Source organism: Alishewanella sp. HH-ZS, from assembly GCF_001704375.1.
GTDB lineage: Bacteria > Pseudomonadota > Gammaproteobacteria > Enterobacterales > Alteromonadaceae > Alishewanella > Alishewanella aestuarii.
The window spans coordinates 1-17,012 of the sequence record NZ_LZEJ01000009.1 but is presented as its reverse complement, the minus strand read 5'-3'; the positions used below and the strand labels follow the sequence as shown (position 1 = coordinate 17,012).

Here is a 17,012-nt window from a genome sequence, read left to right as displayed (position 1 = left end):
TGCCGCACCGCCAGGCAGTACGGCTGCTGCCCACCGCTATTTAGGCGCGTTTGCTGGCGATATAATCTTTTACCAGTTGCTCTAATACATCGAGCGGTACAGCACCATTTTTTAGCACCACATTATGAAACTCGCGGATATCAAAGCGCTCACCCAGTTCGGTTTTCGCCAGCTCGCGCAGTTCCAGCAGTTTGATCATGCCCACCATATAGGCGGTGGCCTGGCCCGGCATCACAATATAACGCTCAATGGCTTTTACCGCATCGCCTTCTGGATTAGGGGTATTGTTGACCAGATACTGGATCGCTTGTTCACGGCTCCACTTTTTAGCGTGAATACCGGTATCGACCACTAAGCGGGCGGCACGCCATAATTCCATCGCCAGCCGGCCAAAATCAGAGTAGGGGTCCTGATAAAGGCCAATTTCTTTCGGTAGCAATTCAGAATACAGGCCCCAACCCTCAATATAGGCGGTGGCACCGCCAAAGCGGCGGAATTTCGGAATGCCGTCCAGCTCCTGCGCAATGGCCAGCTGCATATGGTGGCCCGGAATACCTTCATGATAGGCCAGCGCTTCCAACTGATACTTTGGCATATCGCTCATGCGGTACAAATTGGCGTAATACACGCCGGGCCGGCTGCCATCCATCGACGGGCGTTGGTAAAAGGCTTTACCCGCGGTTTGTTCGCGAAATGGCTCAACCGCTTTGACAATCATCTCTGCCTTGGGCTTAACCAAAAACAGCTCATCCAGCCGGGTACGCATATGGTCAATGACGGCAGTGGCTTCAGCCAGATAAGCCGCACGGCCTTCCTCGGTATCCGGATAGTAAAACTGTGGCGCTTCACGCATAAACACAAAAAACTCCGCCAGATCGCCGGCAAAGCCCACCTGCTGCATAATTTGCCGCATCTCGCCATGAATGCGCTCAACCTGTTTGAGCCCCAACTGGTGGATCTGCTCGGCACTGTAATCGGTGGTGGTCATCCGGGCCAGGCGGTTCTGATAAAAGGCCGCCCCATCCGGGAAACGCCAGACGCCATCATCGGTACCGGCTTGCTGCTCTAATCGCTGTAAAAAGCTGATCAGACTGCGATAGGCCGGCCCGACGCTGGTAATGAGTGCCACTCTGGCTTCATCCAGCAACAGCTTTTGCTCGTGCTCTGATAATGGCAGAGCTGCCACCTTGCTACTAAAATCTGCCAGCAGAGTACTGTCGCCCTGCTCTGAAAACGGGGCGCCTTGCAGCAGATTTTCGCTGGCCGAATATAGGTGCGGAAACACAAATTTCGGTACTATGATGCCGGCTTCCGCACTTTGCGTGAGCAGTTGCTGTAGCTGACGGAATAATTCCGGTACCGCATTTAAGCGGGCGATATAGGCTTTGGCATCGTCGATGGAGTCAATTTTATGTTGATTGATCAGCAGCGCCGGCACCTGTGAATGCACGCCAAACATCTGATTCACCGGATAGCTGTACAGGCGCCAGCGCGCATCTTCCAGCATTTCCTGCAGCTGCTTGTGCATTAGCTGATAACTTAAACGGGTTTGGTTATCCAGCGCGGCAACATCAATCGCTTCTAGTAAGGCCAGATGCTGACGGGTGAGTGCCAGTTCTGCTTCGAACGCCGCATCCGACAGATCCTGCCATTTATCATAGTCATCTTTGATGCCGAGGCTGGTTTGTACTACCGGGTTGCGCTGCACCCGCTCGTTAAAAATTTGCTCAAACAGCTGGTTCGCCCGTTCATTCATATCCACCTGTTGCTGTGCAACCGTCGGCACTACGGCGCTGGGTTCAGCCGTTTTCGGGCCGCAGCCACTGATTAGCAGACTACCGAGTAGCAGCGGCAGGGTGGCAGTTCGGAAACTAAGATGTTGTCGCATAACAGACCTCTGTTTGGTTATTTAAATAAAGAGTGTCAGTAAATCATTCAGATAGCGGGCACCTTTGGCAGTAATTTGCCAATGCTCGTGGCTTACCGTTATAAGTTGTTTTTGCTCGGCTTCAGCTAGGGGGCTACTGATAACACTTAGCGGCAAACCGGTCAGGGCGCTAAAGTCACTGATTGGGCAGGGCTCCAGTAAGCGAAAGCGGTTCATAAAAAACTCAAAGGGCCGGTCTTCCGGCTCAACCTGAGTGCGCTCGTCCAGATAACCACGGCTTAAATCCATATAGCCCTTCGGGTGTTTAATCTTTACTGTACGCAAAATACTATTACGGCTGGGCAGGGTGATTTTACCGTGGGCGCCACAGCCGATGCCCAAATAATCGCCATAGCGCCAGTAATTCAGGTTATGCCGGCACTGATGGCCGGCTTTACTGTAGGCTGAGGTTTCATATTGTTGATAACCGGCCGCAGCCAGCAGCTCAGCGCCGTGCTGCTGGATATCCCATAACAACTCATCCTCGGGTAACACCGGTGGCCGGCTGGCAAAGGCGGTATTCGGCTCAATCGTCAGCTGATACCAGGATAAATGCGGAGGGTTAAGGTCGATGGCTTGCTGTAAATCAGCCAGGGCGCCTGCCAGCGTCTGACCAGGCAAACCATGCATCAGATCCAGATTAAAGCTCTGCAGTGGCAGGGTCGCAGCCAGCCGCGCCGCGGCTTTGGCTTCTTCGGCATTATGAATGCGCCCCAGCGCGCTCAGTTGCTGCGTTTGAAAACTCTGCACCCCAATCGAAAAACGCGTCACTCCGCCAGCGACATAGCCGGCAAAGCGCTCCGCTTCAAAGGTGCCCGGATTGGCCTCCATTGTCACTTCTAAATCCGCAGCGACAGGGAGCCGCTGTTTAACCCCGTCCAGAATTTGGGTGATGCCGGCCGCGCTAAATACACTGGGGGTGCCGCCGCCGATAAAAATGCTGCTAAGTTGGCGGCCAGCGACCAGTGGCAGATCCTGATCTAAATCGGCCAGCAGGTGCGCAATATATTCCTGCTCCGGGATCCCTTGTTTCACAGCATGGGAATTAAAATCACAGTAAGGACATTTCTGAATACACCAGGGAATATGGATATAAAGTGATAGCGGCGGCAGGCTTAAACTCAAAGCGCGCGCTCCTTAACCTGCAGCGCGGCCACCAGTTGTCGCAGTGCCTGCCCACGATGGCTTAGCTGTTGCTTTTCTGCTTTGGTCAGTTCGGCTGCGGTTTTGCCAAGCTTTGGCAAATAAAACACCGGATCATAACCAAAGCCGCCATTGCCACTTTGCGTCAAGGCAATCTCACCTTGCCAGCTACCGTGGCAAATTAGCGGTGTCGGGTCTGCAGCATGTTGCAAATACACCAAAACACAATGAAAAGCGGCTTGCCGATGACTGGCAGTGATGCCGGTCATTGCCTCGAGTAGTTTGTCGATGTTGGCCTGATCGCCAGCGCCAACACCGGCATAGCGGGCAGAGTAAATACCGGGGGCGCCGCCCAGGGCCGCAACCGCCAGGCCTGAGTCGTCGGCAATTGCCGGCAAGCCGGTGATCCGGGCAGCATGGCGGGCTTTTAAGATGGCATTTTCAACAAAGGTCAAACCGGTTTCGTCGGCATCGCTTACGCCCAGTGCGGTTTGTGGCACAATGTCCAGCGCAAAGGGCGCCAGCATTGCCGACAGTTCTGCGACCTTACCGGCATTACCGGTGGCCAATACCACTTTTTGCATCAGCAAGTCCTATTCGGTATAGAGTTTTTGTTCAAAGTTCAGTTGCTGACGCTGATTACCCTGGCGGATATCCAGGCTAAAGCGGAACTGCTCTTCATTACGAAATGGCATGACGGCGATATAGTAAATGGCCTCGCCATCTTTAATTTCGCGAAAGGTCAGCTCACGTTGCTGACCGAGTAAGTTGCGGGCAATACCACTGATCACCACTTGCTGTGCCTGCTGGCTTTGGCTATCCAGTACCGAAATATTAATAATGGCGTTGCTTTTGTTGCGGCTTAAATTGGCGGCCCGCGCCACTTCCGGCGTTAAGAAGGTCGAGTTAAACGCGATATAATGCACATCCCAGTTACCCAACTGTTTCTTTTGTTCAGCCTGGGCGTTCGGGGTTAACAGTAGAGCAAGCAGCAAAGCGCTAATCAGCTTAAGTAGTGGGTGCATAATGGGACTCCTGTTAAACAAATCTTAACCAGTCGCTGAGCAGAATATTAATAAACTGCAGGGCGACCAGTACCACCAATACTGACAAATCCAGGCCGCCCAGTGGCGGAATAATCCGACGAACCGGCGCTAAAAAGGGTTCAGTTAACTGATGGAACACCCGTTCCATCGGGTTCCGGCCCTGACTAAACCAACTCATAATGGCCCGGATCACCAACACCCAAAACAGCAGGTTCAAGGCTTCTTTTAGTAATAACAGACCGCCTAACACAAAGCTGACACCAAGATTAAGTGACGGTGAAAACACCAGTTGCAGCACAATAAATTTGGCCGTGGCAATCAGATAGGCTAGCAGTAGGGTGGCGGTGTCTAACTGACCGAGGCTGGGGATCACCTTGCGTAATGGCAGTACCAGCGGGTTAGTGGCCTTGACCACAAACTGGCTAAACGGATTATAAAAATCGGCCCGCGCCAGCTGTAACCACAGGCGGAGCATTACCACCATCAGATAGAGCGTAAAGGCGGTATTAATAAGAAAAATTACTGCATTCATCAGATCACTCCCTGCTTAAAGCGTTTTCGCCATTTCTTCTGCACGGTCAATTGCCGCCTGCATCGCCGCAGCGACCATCTGTTCTAGGCCGGCAGCGCTGAAGCTGCTTATGGCTTCATGCGTGGTGCCGCCTTTCGACGTCACTTGCTGCCGTAATTCGTCGAAGCTGTGGTCGCTTTGTAGCGCCATGGTGGCAGCACCGAGCGCGGTTTGAGCGATCATGGCTTTTGCTTCGCTGCTGCTAAAACCGAGCTGCTCGGCTTTTTGCTGCATGGCTTGCATAAAATAGAAAAAGTAAGCCGGGGCACTGCCGGTCGCGGCGATAATATGATTAATCTGTGCTTCGTGCTCTAACCAGACCCGCATACCGGTACCGCTGAAAATATGGTCAACAAAGGCGCGCTCGTAGTTGGAGCAGCGACTGGGGAAGAGCCCTGTTACGCCCAGGCTAACAAGCGCCGGTGTATTCGGCATCGCCCGTACCAGGCGGATATCACCTAACCACTGCTCATAGCGCGCGACCGGTAAACCCGCCGCCAGGGTGATAAACAGCTTCTCCTGACATTCTGGTGCTTCGGCCAACAGTTGTTCGCACACCTGCTGCATCATTTGTGGTTTGACCGCCAGCACTATCACATCAGCCCAGCGGGCGGCCTCAATATTGCTGAGGCTGGTGGCAATCGCAAAGTCAGCCTTAAGCGCGGTCAGCTTGGGTTCACTGCGATTGGCTGCCAGAATATTTTCCGCCGGATAGCCGGCTTTTACCATAGCGGCGATGACACAACGTGCCATATTACCTGCGCCGATAAAGGCGACCCTGTTGTCATTCATGCTTGTCATAATTCCTTGCGCCAAAAATAGCCGTACCTAATCTTATCATAGTTGCGCCATATCGCAGAGCCAGTGGCCAGTCATCGGACATTCCCATCGATAATTCAACAGCTTGAGGATAGTGCTGCTGCAATAAGCGCGACAGTTGTTGCATTTGGGCAAAGTCGGCTTCCAGTCGTGCCGGGTCGGGTTCCGGAATCGCCATCAGTCCACTGAGTGTCAGGCCAGGCAAAGTGGCCACGACAGCTGCCAGCGGCAGCATCTGCTCTGCAGTGATACCTGCCTTACTGACTTCGGCACTGATATTAATCTGTAGCAACACCTTTAATGGCGGCAGATGTGCCGGGCGCTGCTCGGACAAGCGGCGGGCGATTTTCTCGCGCTCAAGGCTGTGTACCCAGCTGGCGGTTTCCGCCACCAGTTTGGTCTTATTTGACTGTAACGGCCCGATAAAGTGCCACTCCAGCTCACCCAAATGGGTAAGCGCAGCGGCTTTGCTGGCCAGTTCCTGCGGATAATTTTCGCCAAAGCGCCGCTGACCGGCAGCATAGGCCGCTTCAATATCTGCCGCAGTCTTGGTTTTACTGACCGCGATCAATTTTGGCGCCGGCCAGTCGCTGGGCCGGCTTTCGCTGAATTTGTGCAGTTGCTGATAGGCGAGGGCCAGTTGTTCTGCTATGTTATTCATCATAAATAGGTAAATTGGAGTGACTGGTTGTGGATATTACCGAATTATTAGCCTTTAGTGTTGAACATAAAGCCTCAGATTTGCACCTTTCTGCCGGTGTACCGCCGTTGATCCGCGTTGATGGTGATGTACGCAAACTGAATATTCCACCGCTAACCCATAAAGAAGTGCATGCGCTGGTTTATGAAATTATGACCGACAAGCAGCGTAAAGAATACGAAGAACGGCTGGAGTCGGATTTCTCATTTGAAATCCCCAATTTAGCCCGCTTCCGGGTCAATGCCTTTGTGCAAAATCGCGGTGCGGCGGCGGTATTCCGGACCATTCCCAGCGAAGTCCTGACGCTGGACGATTTGGGCGCGCCGGAGATTTTTAAAACCATTTCTGAGAATCCACGCGGTCTGGTGCTGGTTACCGGGCCTACCGGTTCGGGTAAGAGTACTACCCTGGCGGCGATGATCGACTATATCAACAGTACCCGCTTTGACCATATTCTGACTATCGAAGATCCGATTGAATTCGTACACAGCAATAAATTCAGCCTGATTAATCAGCGTGAAGTGCATCGCGATACCCATAGTTTTAGCAATGCTCTGCGCTCAGCGCTGCGGGAAGATCCGGATGTGATCCTGGTCGGTGAGTTGCGGGATCTGGAAACCATTCGTCTGGCGATGACGGCAGCAGAAACCGGCCACCTGGTGTTTGGTACCCTGCATACCACCTCAGCGCCTAAAACTATCGACCGGATTATCGACGTCTTCCCCGGTGAAGAAAAAGATATGGTGCGTTCGATGTTGTCTGAATCATTAAGAGCCGTTATTTCGCAGACGCTGCTGAAAAAGGTCGGTGGCGGTCGGATCGCGGCGCATGAAATTATGGTTGGGGTACCGGCGATCCGTAACCTGATCCGTGAAGATAAGATTGCCCAGATGTATTCCGTGATTCAAACCGGCGCCGCCCATGGCATGCAAACCATGGATCAATGCCTGGTGAACCTGGTAAACCGTGGTTTGGTCACACAGAAAGACGCCGCGGCCAAAGCTCAGGATAAGAATACCTTTGGCGCCATGGGCCGAATCTAGAGGTAGGTATGCAACTAGTTGATTATTTAAAGAAAATGGTTGAAGTTAAAGCTTCAGACCTTTTTGTTACCGCAGGCATGCCAGTGGCGGCCAAAATCAATGGCGAGCTGACACCGCTGGATGACAAGGCGCTGACCGAGATGGACTCATTAGCCTTGGTGTTGTCATCGATGAATGAAAAGCAGCAGCACGAATTTAATACGCAAAAAGAATGTAACTTTGCCATTCATAACGATGCTGGTCGCTTCCGGGTGTCGGCTTTCTGGCAGCGTGATAAGGCCGGTATGGTGATGCGGCGCATTGTGACCACCATCCCCAATGTTGAAGATCTGGGCCTGCCACCGATCATGAAAGAAGTGATCATGACCAAAAGGGGTCTAGTACTCTTTGTTGGCGGCACCGGTACCGGTAAGTCGACGTCTCTGGCCGCCCTGATTGGTTATCGCAACAAAAATGCCCGTGGTCATATTCTGACCATTGAAGACCCAATCGAATTTGTCCACGAACATGGTCGCAGTTTAATTACGCAACGTGAAGTTGGTATTGATACCGAATCCTTTGATGCGGCGCTGAAAAGCTCACTGCGCCAGGCGCCGGATGTGATCCTGATCGGTGAAATCCGTTCGCAGGAAACGATGGAGTTTGCGCTCTCTTTCGCCGAAACCGGCCATCTTTGTATTGCAACCCTGCACGCCAACAATGCGAACCAGGCCATTGACCGTATTATGCACTTAGTGCCGAAAGAGATGCACGATAAGTTATTGTTTGACCTGTCGTTGAACCTGAGGGCTATCGTTGCTCAGCAACTGGTCCCAACTGCAGACGGCAATGGCCGGGTAGCGGCGATAGAGGTGTTGTTGAATTCGCCGTTCGTGGCGGACTTAATCAGCAAGGGCGAAGTCGGAGAGATTAAGAGCGTGATGGCCAAGTCACGCGAGCTTGGTATGCAAACCTTTGACCAGGCACTGTATGACCTTTATCAACGCGGCACCATCAGCTATACCGACGCCATCCACCATGCTGATTCACCGAACGATTTACGTTTGATGATTAAGCTGCGTAATAACGAGGTTAAGGGCTCGGGTTTCCTATCTGGTGTGACGCTGGATGGGATGGATAAAGAATAGTGAGGTAAGCAGATGTCTTTACTAGCCATTATGACCCCAAGAACCAGACTGGTGACAACAACCGGGGAGGCTAATCTGGCATCATTGCGGGCTGTGTTTAGTCAGGCCCGTTTCCAGCATGTGCCGGTGGTGGACAGTATGGACCGCGTGGTAGGCATAGTGTCGGTTAAAGACTACTTTAAAGAGTTAAGTCCGATGATGGAGGCGGCCAGTGAACAGGCGATTGGCCTGATGATGCGCAGCCGTAAAGTCAGCCAGGTGATGTCGGCTCCGGTGTTTACCGTCGCACCTGATACCAGTGTCCGTCAGGCTGCCAGCATGCTGGTGGAGCGTAATATCAGTTGTTTACTGGTTACCGATGCCCAGCAACGCCTGTTGGGGCTGGTATCCTGGAAAGATCTGATGAAAGCCGCCTTACTGGCTAAACCAAAACCTGCTCAGCCACCGGTATAACGCTGCTTTAAAATCATGACCCGTTCGATATAGGCGGTGGTTTCGGCGTAGGGCGGTACACCGCCAAAACGCCGGACTGCACCAGGTCCGGCATTGTAGGCAGCCAGCGCGAGTCTGAGATCGCCATCAAAGCTCTGCAGTAACTGTTGCAGATATAAGCTGCCGCCACGAATATTCTGTTCTGGCTGGCTGGGGTCCTGCACCCCAAGCATAGCGGCCGTTTCTGGCATCAGCTGCATTAGGCCCTGGGCACCACGACGCGAAATGGCTTGCGGATTAAAGGCCGACTCGGCATGGATCACGGCCCGGATTAAAGCCGGCTCAAGCACCAACTCGGCAGCAACCTGCTCAATCACCCGTGCAAAGCGGCGCTGGAACAAGGGCGTGGTATGCCAGTTGATTGGCGAACGCACCGCACAGGCAAAGCAATCAAACCGTAGCAGCTCATACTGCTGATCAACAGGTGGCCGGTCGGAAAAAACGGCAGAACCATCCTGGCGTAGGCTTTTATACACCAGGATCTGTGGTGCCGTTGGCTTGCTAACAGGCATAGCGGTGCTGTGCGGACTTAACCGCTGTACCGGTTTTGCTTCATCTGCTGTTAATGGCAGCACCAGCAGCGACAACAGCAGGGGAGACCACTTCAGATTGCTAATCAAGCTGCCCTTTCCTTAAAGACTCCGTTTTAAGCGGGCCGCCTGATAGCGCAGCAGCACCGCCACGCTAATAATAATGACAGGAATAGCGAGACTTTGCCAGCGCTCGGCATTTAGCTCAGGCCACCAATATTGCAGACTGCTCAGCAATTTAGCCGCCAACTGCACCGCGTAATAACTGATGGCAACCAGCGAAAAGCCCTCCACCATCTGTTGTAGTTTTAGCTGCAGCTTGGCTTTTTGCTCCATTGAGCTTAGCAGTTGCTGATTTTGTTGCTCCAGCTTCAGATTCAGCCGGGTGCGCAACAACTCAGTACAGCGACCCAGGCGGCTGGAGAGCAGTTGTTGCCGGCGCTGTACTGCCTCACTGGTTCGGTAGGCCGGGGTGAGGCGTTTTTCGGTAAAGTCCTGCAATGACAAATGATCCGGCAGTGGGCTTTCCTGCAACGCCTTTAGCCTGTCCAGTGTCAGCTGATAATAGGCTGCGGTAGCCTGTAAGCGGTTGCTGTTCTCGGCGATCAGCCGCTCGGTCGCAGCGGCCAGACCGGTGATATCATGCAGCAACTGCTCATCGCTACGTTTTTGCAGCTCAATACTCTGGGTTAGGCCTGCCAGCTGCAATTCCAGTTCGCTTAATTTTTGCAGGCTCTGGCGGGCCAGCGGCCAGCCGAGCAGTGACAGCTTACGGTAATTGCCGAGATCAAACAGCTGTTGTGCCAGCCGGCCAAGTGCATCGCCGGTTAAGCCTTTACTTAATAGCAGCATCCGGCCGGCACCTTCGGCATGCTTTTGAAAGTCAGTCCAGATCCGCGCCCGCCCAGCCGCTAACTCGCTGCTGATACAGTTATCGGCATTAAAACTTTGCCGGATCAAGCTCTCAGCGGGTGGCTGCTCTGCGGTCAGAATAGTAAGCTGCACAATGCGGAAAATCTGTCCGGGCAGCTCGCTGAACCAGTCGCGGCTGGGCAAAAAGCTAAGTGGATCATCAAACCAGGGCTCGGCCATGCCGGGGCGGATAAAGGTATAGCTGGAGAACTCGCCATGCCGCTCCCAGCGTAGCCATAGACCGTACAGCGGCAGCGTCAAATCCTGGGCATTGTCACTCAGCTGCTGACCTTGCTGCTGTGCCAGTTGCTGCATTTGCGACAGCTCTAGGCTACGTAGCGCCGGGCTAACGGTCAGCATAAAATGGCACAGCCGGCAGGGGGCGCTAACAGAGCCAAAGGTTCGCTGCTGCAATTCTTTGTCCAGTACATCGCGTAACGGATGATTACGGCGGGATAAGCTTTCCATAGTGCACTCCGCTGTGGCTGAGATCATTAGCTTAACAGTAGGTACCGAAGCAGGTACTGTGCCAGCTTGCTTATGCTGACGCTTGGTGATGACAACGCCTTAACAAAACGATGAATTTGCCAAGACAATGGCCTGGCTCAGTGCCGGTTGACTATTGCCTGCCTGCGCCAGAAGCAGGCATTTTGCCTGTTTTCGGTGCAATCTGGTCAATAGGCCCTGGCAAACCCAACACGCAGGGCCAGGAATGGCGTAAAATAATGCTAATCAGGTAATAAACAGGGCAGTTATGCAAAGCAACAAGGCCGTTTGGCTGGCAGTCGCCAGCGTATTATTGGCGATGGTCACCATTCAAAGTGGGGCCTCAATTGCCAAACAACTGTTTCCGCTGATTGGTCCGGCGGGGACTACAGCGCTGCGGGTCGGATTCTCTGCTCTGATGCTGTGGCTGGTATTCCGGCCCTGGCGGCAGTTACCACAGGGGCGCAGTTGGCGCGCGGTGATCGTCTATGGTGCTTGCCTCGGCGGCATGAATCTGTTGTTTTACCTGGCGATTGCCCGTATTCCGCTGGGGATTGGCGTGGCACTGGAGTTTACCGGCCCCTTGGCGGTGGCATTATTCACCTCGCGGCGCAAATTAGACTTAGTTTGGGTCGCGCTGGCATTGGGCGGTATTTTGTTACTGTTACCGGATATGACCAGTGTCGATGCGTTGGATCCGGTTGGGGTGATGTTAGCGCTTGCCGCTGGTGCCTGCTGGGCCGGCTATATTCTATTTGGTCAGCGCGCTGGTAATCTGGCCTCGGGTGGCATTACGGTGGCCCTTGGCATGACGGTGGCCGCCGCCTTTTTAGTACCGATTGGTCTGGTCAGTGCCGGTAGCAGTTTATTCAGCTGGCAGGTGATCCCACTGGCTATCGCCGTAGCGGCGCTGTCCAGTGCCTTACCCTATAGTCTGGAGATGGTGGCATTAAAGGCGCTGCCGGCCAAAAGTTTTAGTGTACTGATGAGTATGGAGCCGGCGATCGCTGCCTTGGCCGGTTTTTTATTGCTGGCGGAGTTGCTCAGTGTCACACAGTGGTTAGCGATCTTACTGGTGATCAGTGCCTCTTTGGGGAGCACCTTAAGTAAAACGAAAGAGAGCTAACCGCGTTATCCGCTTTAAGGCAGCAGTGGCGCATCGCTCAATTTAGCCAAGGCGCTAGCATAAAAAAGCGGCCCGAGGGCCGCTTAGTCGAATGAGTTGAATGAGTTGAGTGGCTTACGACTTACTGCGCATCGGTCTGAGCAGCGGCGACGACCGCATCCGGCTGTTGCCGGTAGTCACGGGCCAATAGCAAATACATCGCCGGTACTACATAGAGGGTAAAGAAGGTACCAATGGTCATACCGCTGGCAATGACCACCCCCATCGCATAGCGCGAGGCCGCGCCGGCCCCGGTGGCAACCAACAGTGGGATCACGGCCAGAACCGTTGCTGCCGTGGTCATCAGAATAGGACGCAGCCGCAGCGCAGTCGCTTCCTCAATGGCATCGCGTTTTGATTTGCCTTCCTGCTGCAGCTGGTTGGCGAATTCAACAATCAGGATACCGTGCTTGGCAATCAGACCGACCAGCGTCAGCAGACCGACCTGGGTGTAGATATTGATACTGGTAAAGCCCAGACTGGTAAAGATCAAGGCGCCGCAGACACTCATCGGTACTGTTACCATAATAATAATGGCATTTTTGTACGATTCGAACTGGGCAGCCAGCACCAGGAAAATTACAATCAGCGCAAAGAAGAAGGTAATCACCAGTTGCTGGCCTTCCTGCTTGTACTGCCGCGACTGGCCGGCGTAATCAATACTAAAACCTGCCGGCATCACTTCAGCCGCAATATTATCCAGCACTGCTAACGCCTCCCCCAGGGGCACGCCCGGTCGGGGTACGCCGGAGATTTTTACCGCATTCAGCTGCTGAAAACCGCGCAGGGCTTGCGGCTGTACCGACTCCTGTAAGGTTACCAGCGTAGATAACGGGATCAGTTCGCCTTGCTGATTACGGGTATAGTAGTCCTTTAACTGCGCCGGATTCAGCCGCTCACTGCGCTCAATTTGCGGAATAACCCGGTAAGAGCGGTTATCCAGCGCAAAGCGGCCAGCGTCGGCACCGGCCAGCAAGGAGCCCAAATCTGCCGCCAATTGCTGCATAGACACACCCATTAAGGCGGCCTTTTCCCGGTCGACCAGCACGGTTTGCTTCGGCTTATCGATCTTTAAATCGCTATCGACAAAGATAAAGCGACCTGACGCCATCGCCCGGCCCAGCACTTCCTGTACCACTTCCTGCAGCGCAGCAAAGGGTTGGGTCGAACCAATAATAAATTCAATCGGGGTACCATCACCGGAAGAGGGCAGCGAAGGTGGCACCAGCGCAAAGGCATTCAGGCCCGGAATACCGGCCAGATGCGGCTGAATATTCTGCTCCAGTACCTGAGCGGTAGTGCGTTCGCGCTGATCCCAGGGCGCCAGGACAAAGCCGGCGATAGCGGTATTGGTGCCGCCCATGCCATTAATGATAAAGACGTTACGGATCTCCGGTGCCTGCTCCGGTAATTGATTCAGCTTAGCGGTATTACGCTCCAGATAATCCAGGGTGGCAAAGCTGTCCGCCTGTAAAATCGAGAACACAAAGCCCTGATCTTCAGCCGGTTCCAGTTCGGATGGGCTGGTAACAAACAGGAAGTAGCAGGACACCAGCACTATGGCAGCAAAGGTCAGTACCACTGGCATGGTATTCAGGGTGTTGTGTAACTGGCGCTGATAAGCGGCGCGCAACTGCTCAAAGCGCGCATCCAGCCAGGCTTCCAGCGATTTTTCTTTTTTACCGTCTGCGCTGTGTGGCTTCAGAATATAGGCACACATTACCGGTGACAGCGTCAGCGCCACCACGCCAGAGAGGATCACCGAAGCAGCCAGTGTAAAGGCAAACTCAACAAACAACACTCCGGTTAAACCGCCAACAAAACCTATCGGCAGGAATACCGCCACCAGCGTGGTCGACATCGAGATAATCGGCCAGGCCAGTTGTCGCGCGCCCATAATGGCAGCATCGATGCGGGAATGGCCCTCTTCGATAAAGCGGTGAATATTTTCCAGCATAATGATCGCATCATCGACCACGATACCGATCGCTAATACCATCGCCAGCAGCGTCAGCAGGTTAATCGAAAAACCCAGGATCCACATCAGGAAGAAGGTGCCGACCAATGACACCGGAATGGCCACGGCGGGGATAATGACGCTACGGATTGAGCCTAAGAAGGCGTAAATCACCAGTACGACAATCACCAGTGCCAGCACGATAGAGATCACCACCTCGTCAATGGCGTTTTCAATATACTCGGTTGAGTCATACGGAATATCGGCGTCCAGACCCTGCGGCAGCTGCGGGATAATATCGCGATCCCAGACCTTGCGCACCTCAGCAATCACATCCAGGGCGTTAGCATCCGGCGAAATCTCAATACCCATAAAGGTCGCTGCCAGACCATTAAAACTCACGGAGCTGTCATAACTTTCCGCGCCCAGCTCGACAGTGGCGACATCGCTTAACCTTACTACCGCCTTACCGTCGCTGCTGATAATCAGCTGTTTAAATTCTTCCGGTGAGCGCAGATCAGTCGCGGCATTCAGATCGACGGCGACCATCTGCCCTTTGGTGGAACCCAGTGCCGCCAACACATTGTTACCACGCAGCGCAGCATTAACATCCGAGCCGGTCAGGTTGTAGGCGGCCAGTTTCACCGGATCCAGCCAGATCCGCATCGCAAAGGTGCGGGCACCCAGAATTTCGGCGCGTTGCACCCCCGGAATCGTCGCCAGCTGGGGTTCCACTACCCGTACCAGATAGTCGGTGATCTGGTTATTACCCAGTACTTCGGAATAAAACGACAGATACATCGCCGCCACGTTCTGGCCGACTTTGAGTGAAATCACCGGATCGCGGGCGTTTTCCGGCAGTTCCGAGCGAATTTTATTCACCTGGGCGGCGATCTGGGTCAGGGCTTCGTTCGGGTCGTAATCGAGCCGTAAAAAGGCCTGAATAGTACTGACCCCGGATACCGAGGTGGAAACCAGATAATCAATGCCTTCAGCCGCAGCGATTTCCCGCTCCAGCGGCGTGGTAATAAAGCCCTGGATCAGGTCGGCATCGGCGCCGACATAGACGGTGCTGACGGTAACGACGGCATTTTTAATTTCCGGGAACTGCCGCACATTCATCTCTGAGATAGCGCGCAGGCCCAGCAGCAGGATCAGCAGACTGACCACACTGGCCAGGATCGGCTTTTTAATAAAAATATCGGTAAAGCGCATACTGCAATCCTTACTGGTTAGCCGGCGTTGGGTTTAATTCAGCGCTGGGCGCGGCCGAACTGTTTTCCACAATATTTACCACGGCGCCGTTGCGCAGCTTCAATAAGCCTGAGGTCGCCACCTGCTCACCAGGCTCCAGACCTGCGGTCACGGCAATCAAATCACCACGGGCTTCGCCGGTGCGGATAAAGCGCTGTTGCGCCACCTGTTGACCGTCCTGTTCGGTAATCACAAACACTGAGTTGCCATAAGGATTAAACTGCACTGCTGTTTGTGGGATCAGGGTAACAGTGTTGGGTTCACCTGTTGTCATGCTGACGCGGGCGAACATACCCGGGCGCAGTAACTGCTGCGGATTAGCGAAGGTGGCCTGGACTTCGATACTGCGGCTCGACTCGCGAATACCCGGTGCCACCGCCGTGATTTCACCAACAAATGCCTGTTCAGCATAGGCATCCACCCGCACTGTTAACGGCTTACCGACTTCAATCAACGCCAGTTGCTGCTCGGGCAGGGTAAAGTTCAGATAGATAGGATCCAGCGACTGCAAACTGACAACAGGGGTGCCGCCAGTCAGTAACTGTCCGAGACTGACCTGACGAATACCGGCCACACCATCAAAGGGCGCAACCAGCGATTTTTGCGCAATCCGTGCTTGCTGTGAAGCGACAGCGGCGCTCGCCTGAGCGGCTTCACTTTCGCGGCGACGCAGATCCAGCTCCGAGACACCTTTATCGCGGAACAGCCGTTCCAGACGGCTCTGCTCCAGCTTCGCCAATTGCTCAGCGGCCTTTAACCTTGCCAGTTCTGCCTGATCAACACTGTCGTCCAGTTGCACTAACAGCTCACCTTTTTTAATCAGGGCGCCATTCTCAAAGCGAATGTTGCGGATAATGCCACTGGCTTCGGTGGTAAGCTCGGTGCTGTTAACTGCGGCAAAGCTGCCGATGGCATTGACGGCGGGTTGCCAGGCATCACGGCTAACAGTGGCAGCGGTAATAGCAGCCGGTGGCATCGGCATATTGTCGAAGAATTGATTCATAAAATAATTACCGACGGCTTTAAAACCAAAGATACCGCCGAACAGCACTGTTACCAGGACAAGCATAATAATCATACGCTTAAGCATGATGTCTCCTTACAAGGGCAGGCGCCCGATTAACTAAAACTAAAAATCTGTTATACATTTAGCGGGTCCACATTAAGCGGGCACAGGTTATGAAATAACTGCTCAACGCGTTGTTTTAAATCCTGAATTTGCGCGGTCAAGGTTGCTGTATCGGTAATATCCAACAAGGGTTGCCACTGCATACCATTTAATAGCAGATGCATATGGCGATAACGTTGCAACGAATCTTTGTTTAAGCCAAAGGCTTCAAACAGGCCAGCGGTTTGTTCCAGATTGTGACTGCCACAGCAGAGCGCCCAGGGCGCGATTGACAGTTCCAGTGCTGAGCACTGATGATCGGGTAGTTCACCGGCGTCAATGGCCGCGCGCACTATGCCGCTTACCAGCGCGGAAAGCGGCTTGCTATTATCCAGGATCAGCTGCCGGCGACTAGCAGAGGCGTTTTCCCAGACCACCTCGGTAAAGACATATTGTTCCAGCCTGGCATGGCTGGGGTGATACTGGCGCGCCAAATCTTCTGCGACACAAAGTGCCAGGATTTTGTTGCGGTGTGGGATCGCCAGTGCCGCTATCTGTTCAAATAACCGCAGTTGGTTGCAACCGTTGCGGGCCACTAATGCCAGCAATAAATCTTCTTTCGAACTGAAATGCTGATACAGGGTGCCGGTAGCGTATTCACAGGCTTTCGCCAGTGGCGCCATCTGCAGTTGCAAAATACCATCGCGGGCCTGAGGTATCCCCAGAAATTTT

The 17,012-nt window shown here is 53.6% G+C and carries 16 protein-coding genes; 4 read left to right on the top strand and 12 right to left on the bottom strand.

The annotated features are described in order from the left end of the window. Window positions 1–40 precede the first annotated feature (40 nt). The 7 genes from A9165_RS04925 to A9165_RS04895 are packed head-to-tail and all read right to left on the bottom strand — an operon-like array spanning window position 41 to window position 6,167. The gene (locus A9165_RS04925) at window positions 41–1,888 is read right to left on the bottom strand and encodes a DUF885 family protein (RefSeq protein ID WP_065955119.1); all 1,848 of its coding nucleotides are present in this window, start codon (window positions 1,886–1,888) and stop codon (window positions 41–43) included. 21 nt (window positions 1,889–1,909) lie between these two features. Then, window positions 1,910–3,052 carry a radical SAM family heme chaperone HemW gene (hemW, locus tag A9165_RS04920; RefSeq protein WP_065955118.1) on the bottom strand — a complete coding sequence of 381 codons (1,143 nt, stop codon included), beginning with the start codon at window positions 3,050–3,052 and terminating at the stop codon, window positions 1,910–1,912. Next, complete coding sequence (rdgB, locus tag A9165_RS04915; protein WP_065955117.1) at window positions 3,049–3,654, bottom strand: RdgB/HAM1 family non-canonical purine NTP pyrophosphatase; 606 nt, start codon at window positions 3,652–3,654, stop codon at window positions 3,049–3,051. The genes hemW and rdgB overlap by 4 nt, the downstream gene beginning before the upstream one ends. A gap of 9 nt (window positions 3,655–3,663) precedes the next feature. Continuing rightward, window positions 3,664–4,095: a DUF4426 domain-containing protein gene (locus tag A9165_RS04910; RefSeq protein ID WP_008607602.1), complete on the bottom strand. Its 432-nt coding sequence runs from the start codon at window positions 4,093–4,095 to the stop codon at window positions 3,664–3,666. A 13-nt stretch (window positions 4,096–4,108) separates the two neighbouring features. Then, window positions 4,109–4,648: a YggT family protein gene (locus A9165_RS04905; RefSeq protein WP_008607603.1), complete on the bottom strand. Its 540-nt coding sequence runs from the start codon at window positions 4,646–4,648 to the stop codon at window positions 4,109–4,111. Between the two features lie 15 nt (window positions 4,649–4,663). Next, window positions 4,664–5,479, bottom strand: a complete 816-nt coding sequence (proC, locus tag A9165_RS04900; RefSeq protein ID WP_065955116.1) for a pyrroline-5-carboxylate reductase — start codon at window positions 5,477–5,479, stop codon at window positions 4,664–4,666. Further along, window positions 5,472–6,167, bottom strand: a complete 696-nt coding sequence (locus A9165_RS04895; RefSeq protein ID WP_065955170.1) for a YggS family pyridoxal phosphate-dependent enzyme — start codon at window positions 6,165–6,167, stop codon at window positions 5,472–5,474. The genes proC and A9165_RS04895 overlap by 8 nt, the downstream gene beginning before the upstream one ends. Before the next feature lie 29 nt (window positions 6,168–6,196). Here A9165_RS04895 and A9165_RS04890 point away from each other — a divergent pair, with 29 nt between their 5' ends. The 3 genes from A9165_RS04890 to A9165_RS04880 are packed head-to-tail and all read left to right on the top strand — an operon-like array spanning window position 6,197 to window position 8,829. Further along, window positions 6,197–7,249: a type IV pilus twitching motility protein PilT gene (locus tag A9165_RS04890; protein WP_065955115.1), complete on the top strand. Its 1,053-nt coding sequence runs from the start codon at window positions 6,197–6,199 to the stop codon at window positions 7,247–7,249. Between the two features lie 8 nt (window positions 7,250–7,257). Beyond that, on the top strand, window positions 7,258–8,376 hold the full coding sequence (locus tag A9165_RS04885) for a PilT/PilU family type 4a pilus ATPase (protein WP_065955114.1): 1,119 nt from the start codon (window positions 7,258–7,260) through the stop codon (window positions 8,374–8,376). A gap of 12 nt (window positions 8,377–8,388) precedes the next feature. Next, entirely contained in the window at window positions 8,389–8,829 is a 441-nt protein-coding gene (locus A9165_RS04880) for an HPP family protein (protein WP_065955113.1), read from the top strand. Here A9165_RS04880 and A9165_RS04875 read toward each other — a convergent pair. Together A9165_RS04875 and A9165_RS04870 are read right to left on the bottom strand one after the other, a co-directional pair. Then, window positions 8,814–9,488 (bottom strand): lytic transglycosylase domain-containing protein, encoded by a 675-nt coding sequence (locus tag A9165_RS04875; protein WP_065955112.1) that lies wholly within the window; start codon window positions 9,486–9,488, stop codon window positions 8,814–8,816. The two genes, A9165_RS04880 and A9165_RS04875, sit on opposite strands and share 16 nt — an antisense overlap. Window positions 9,489–9,500: 12 nt before the next feature. Continuing rightward, window positions 9,501–10,778 carry a DUF3422 domain-containing protein gene (locus tag A9165_RS04870; protein ID WP_065955111.1) on the bottom strand — a complete coding sequence of 426 codons (1,278 nt, stop codon included), beginning with the start codon at window positions 10,776–10,778 and terminating at the stop codon, window positions 9,501–9,503. A 286-nt stretch (window positions 10,779–11,064) separates the two neighbouring features. On the opposite strand from A9165_RS04870, the gene A9165_RS04865 reads away from it, so the two are divergent. After that, window positions 11,065–11,922 carry a DMT family transporter gene (locus A9165_RS04865; protein ID WP_008607615.1) on the top strand — a complete coding sequence of 286 codons (858 nt, stop codon included), beginning with the start codon at window positions 11,065–11,067 and terminating at the stop codon, window positions 11,920–11,922. Window positions 11,923–12,043: 121 nt separating this feature from the next. Here the strand turns inward: A9165_RS04865 and A9165_RS04860 are convergent, their stop codons facing one another. The 3 genes from A9165_RS04860 to A9165_RS04850 all read right to left on the bottom strand — a co-directional run. After that, entirely contained in the window at window positions 12,044–15,133 is a 3,090-nt protein-coding gene (locus A9165_RS04860; RefSeq protein WP_065955110.1) for an efflux RND transporter permease subunit, read from the bottom strand. A gap of 10 nt (window positions 15,134–15,143) precedes the next feature. Then, a complete protein-coding gene (locus tag A9165_RS04855; RefSeq protein WP_065955109.1) occupies window positions 15,144–16,262 on the bottom strand; it encodes an efflux RND transporter periplasmic adaptor subunit in 1,119 nt (372 codons plus the stop codon). 50 nt (window positions 16,263–16,312) lie between these two features. Then, window positions 16,313–17,012, bottom strand: a 700-nt coding sequence (locus tag A9165_RS04850) for a TetR/AcrR family transcriptional regulator (RefSeq protein ID WP_065955108.1), incomplete at its 5' end; no start/stop codon positions are given.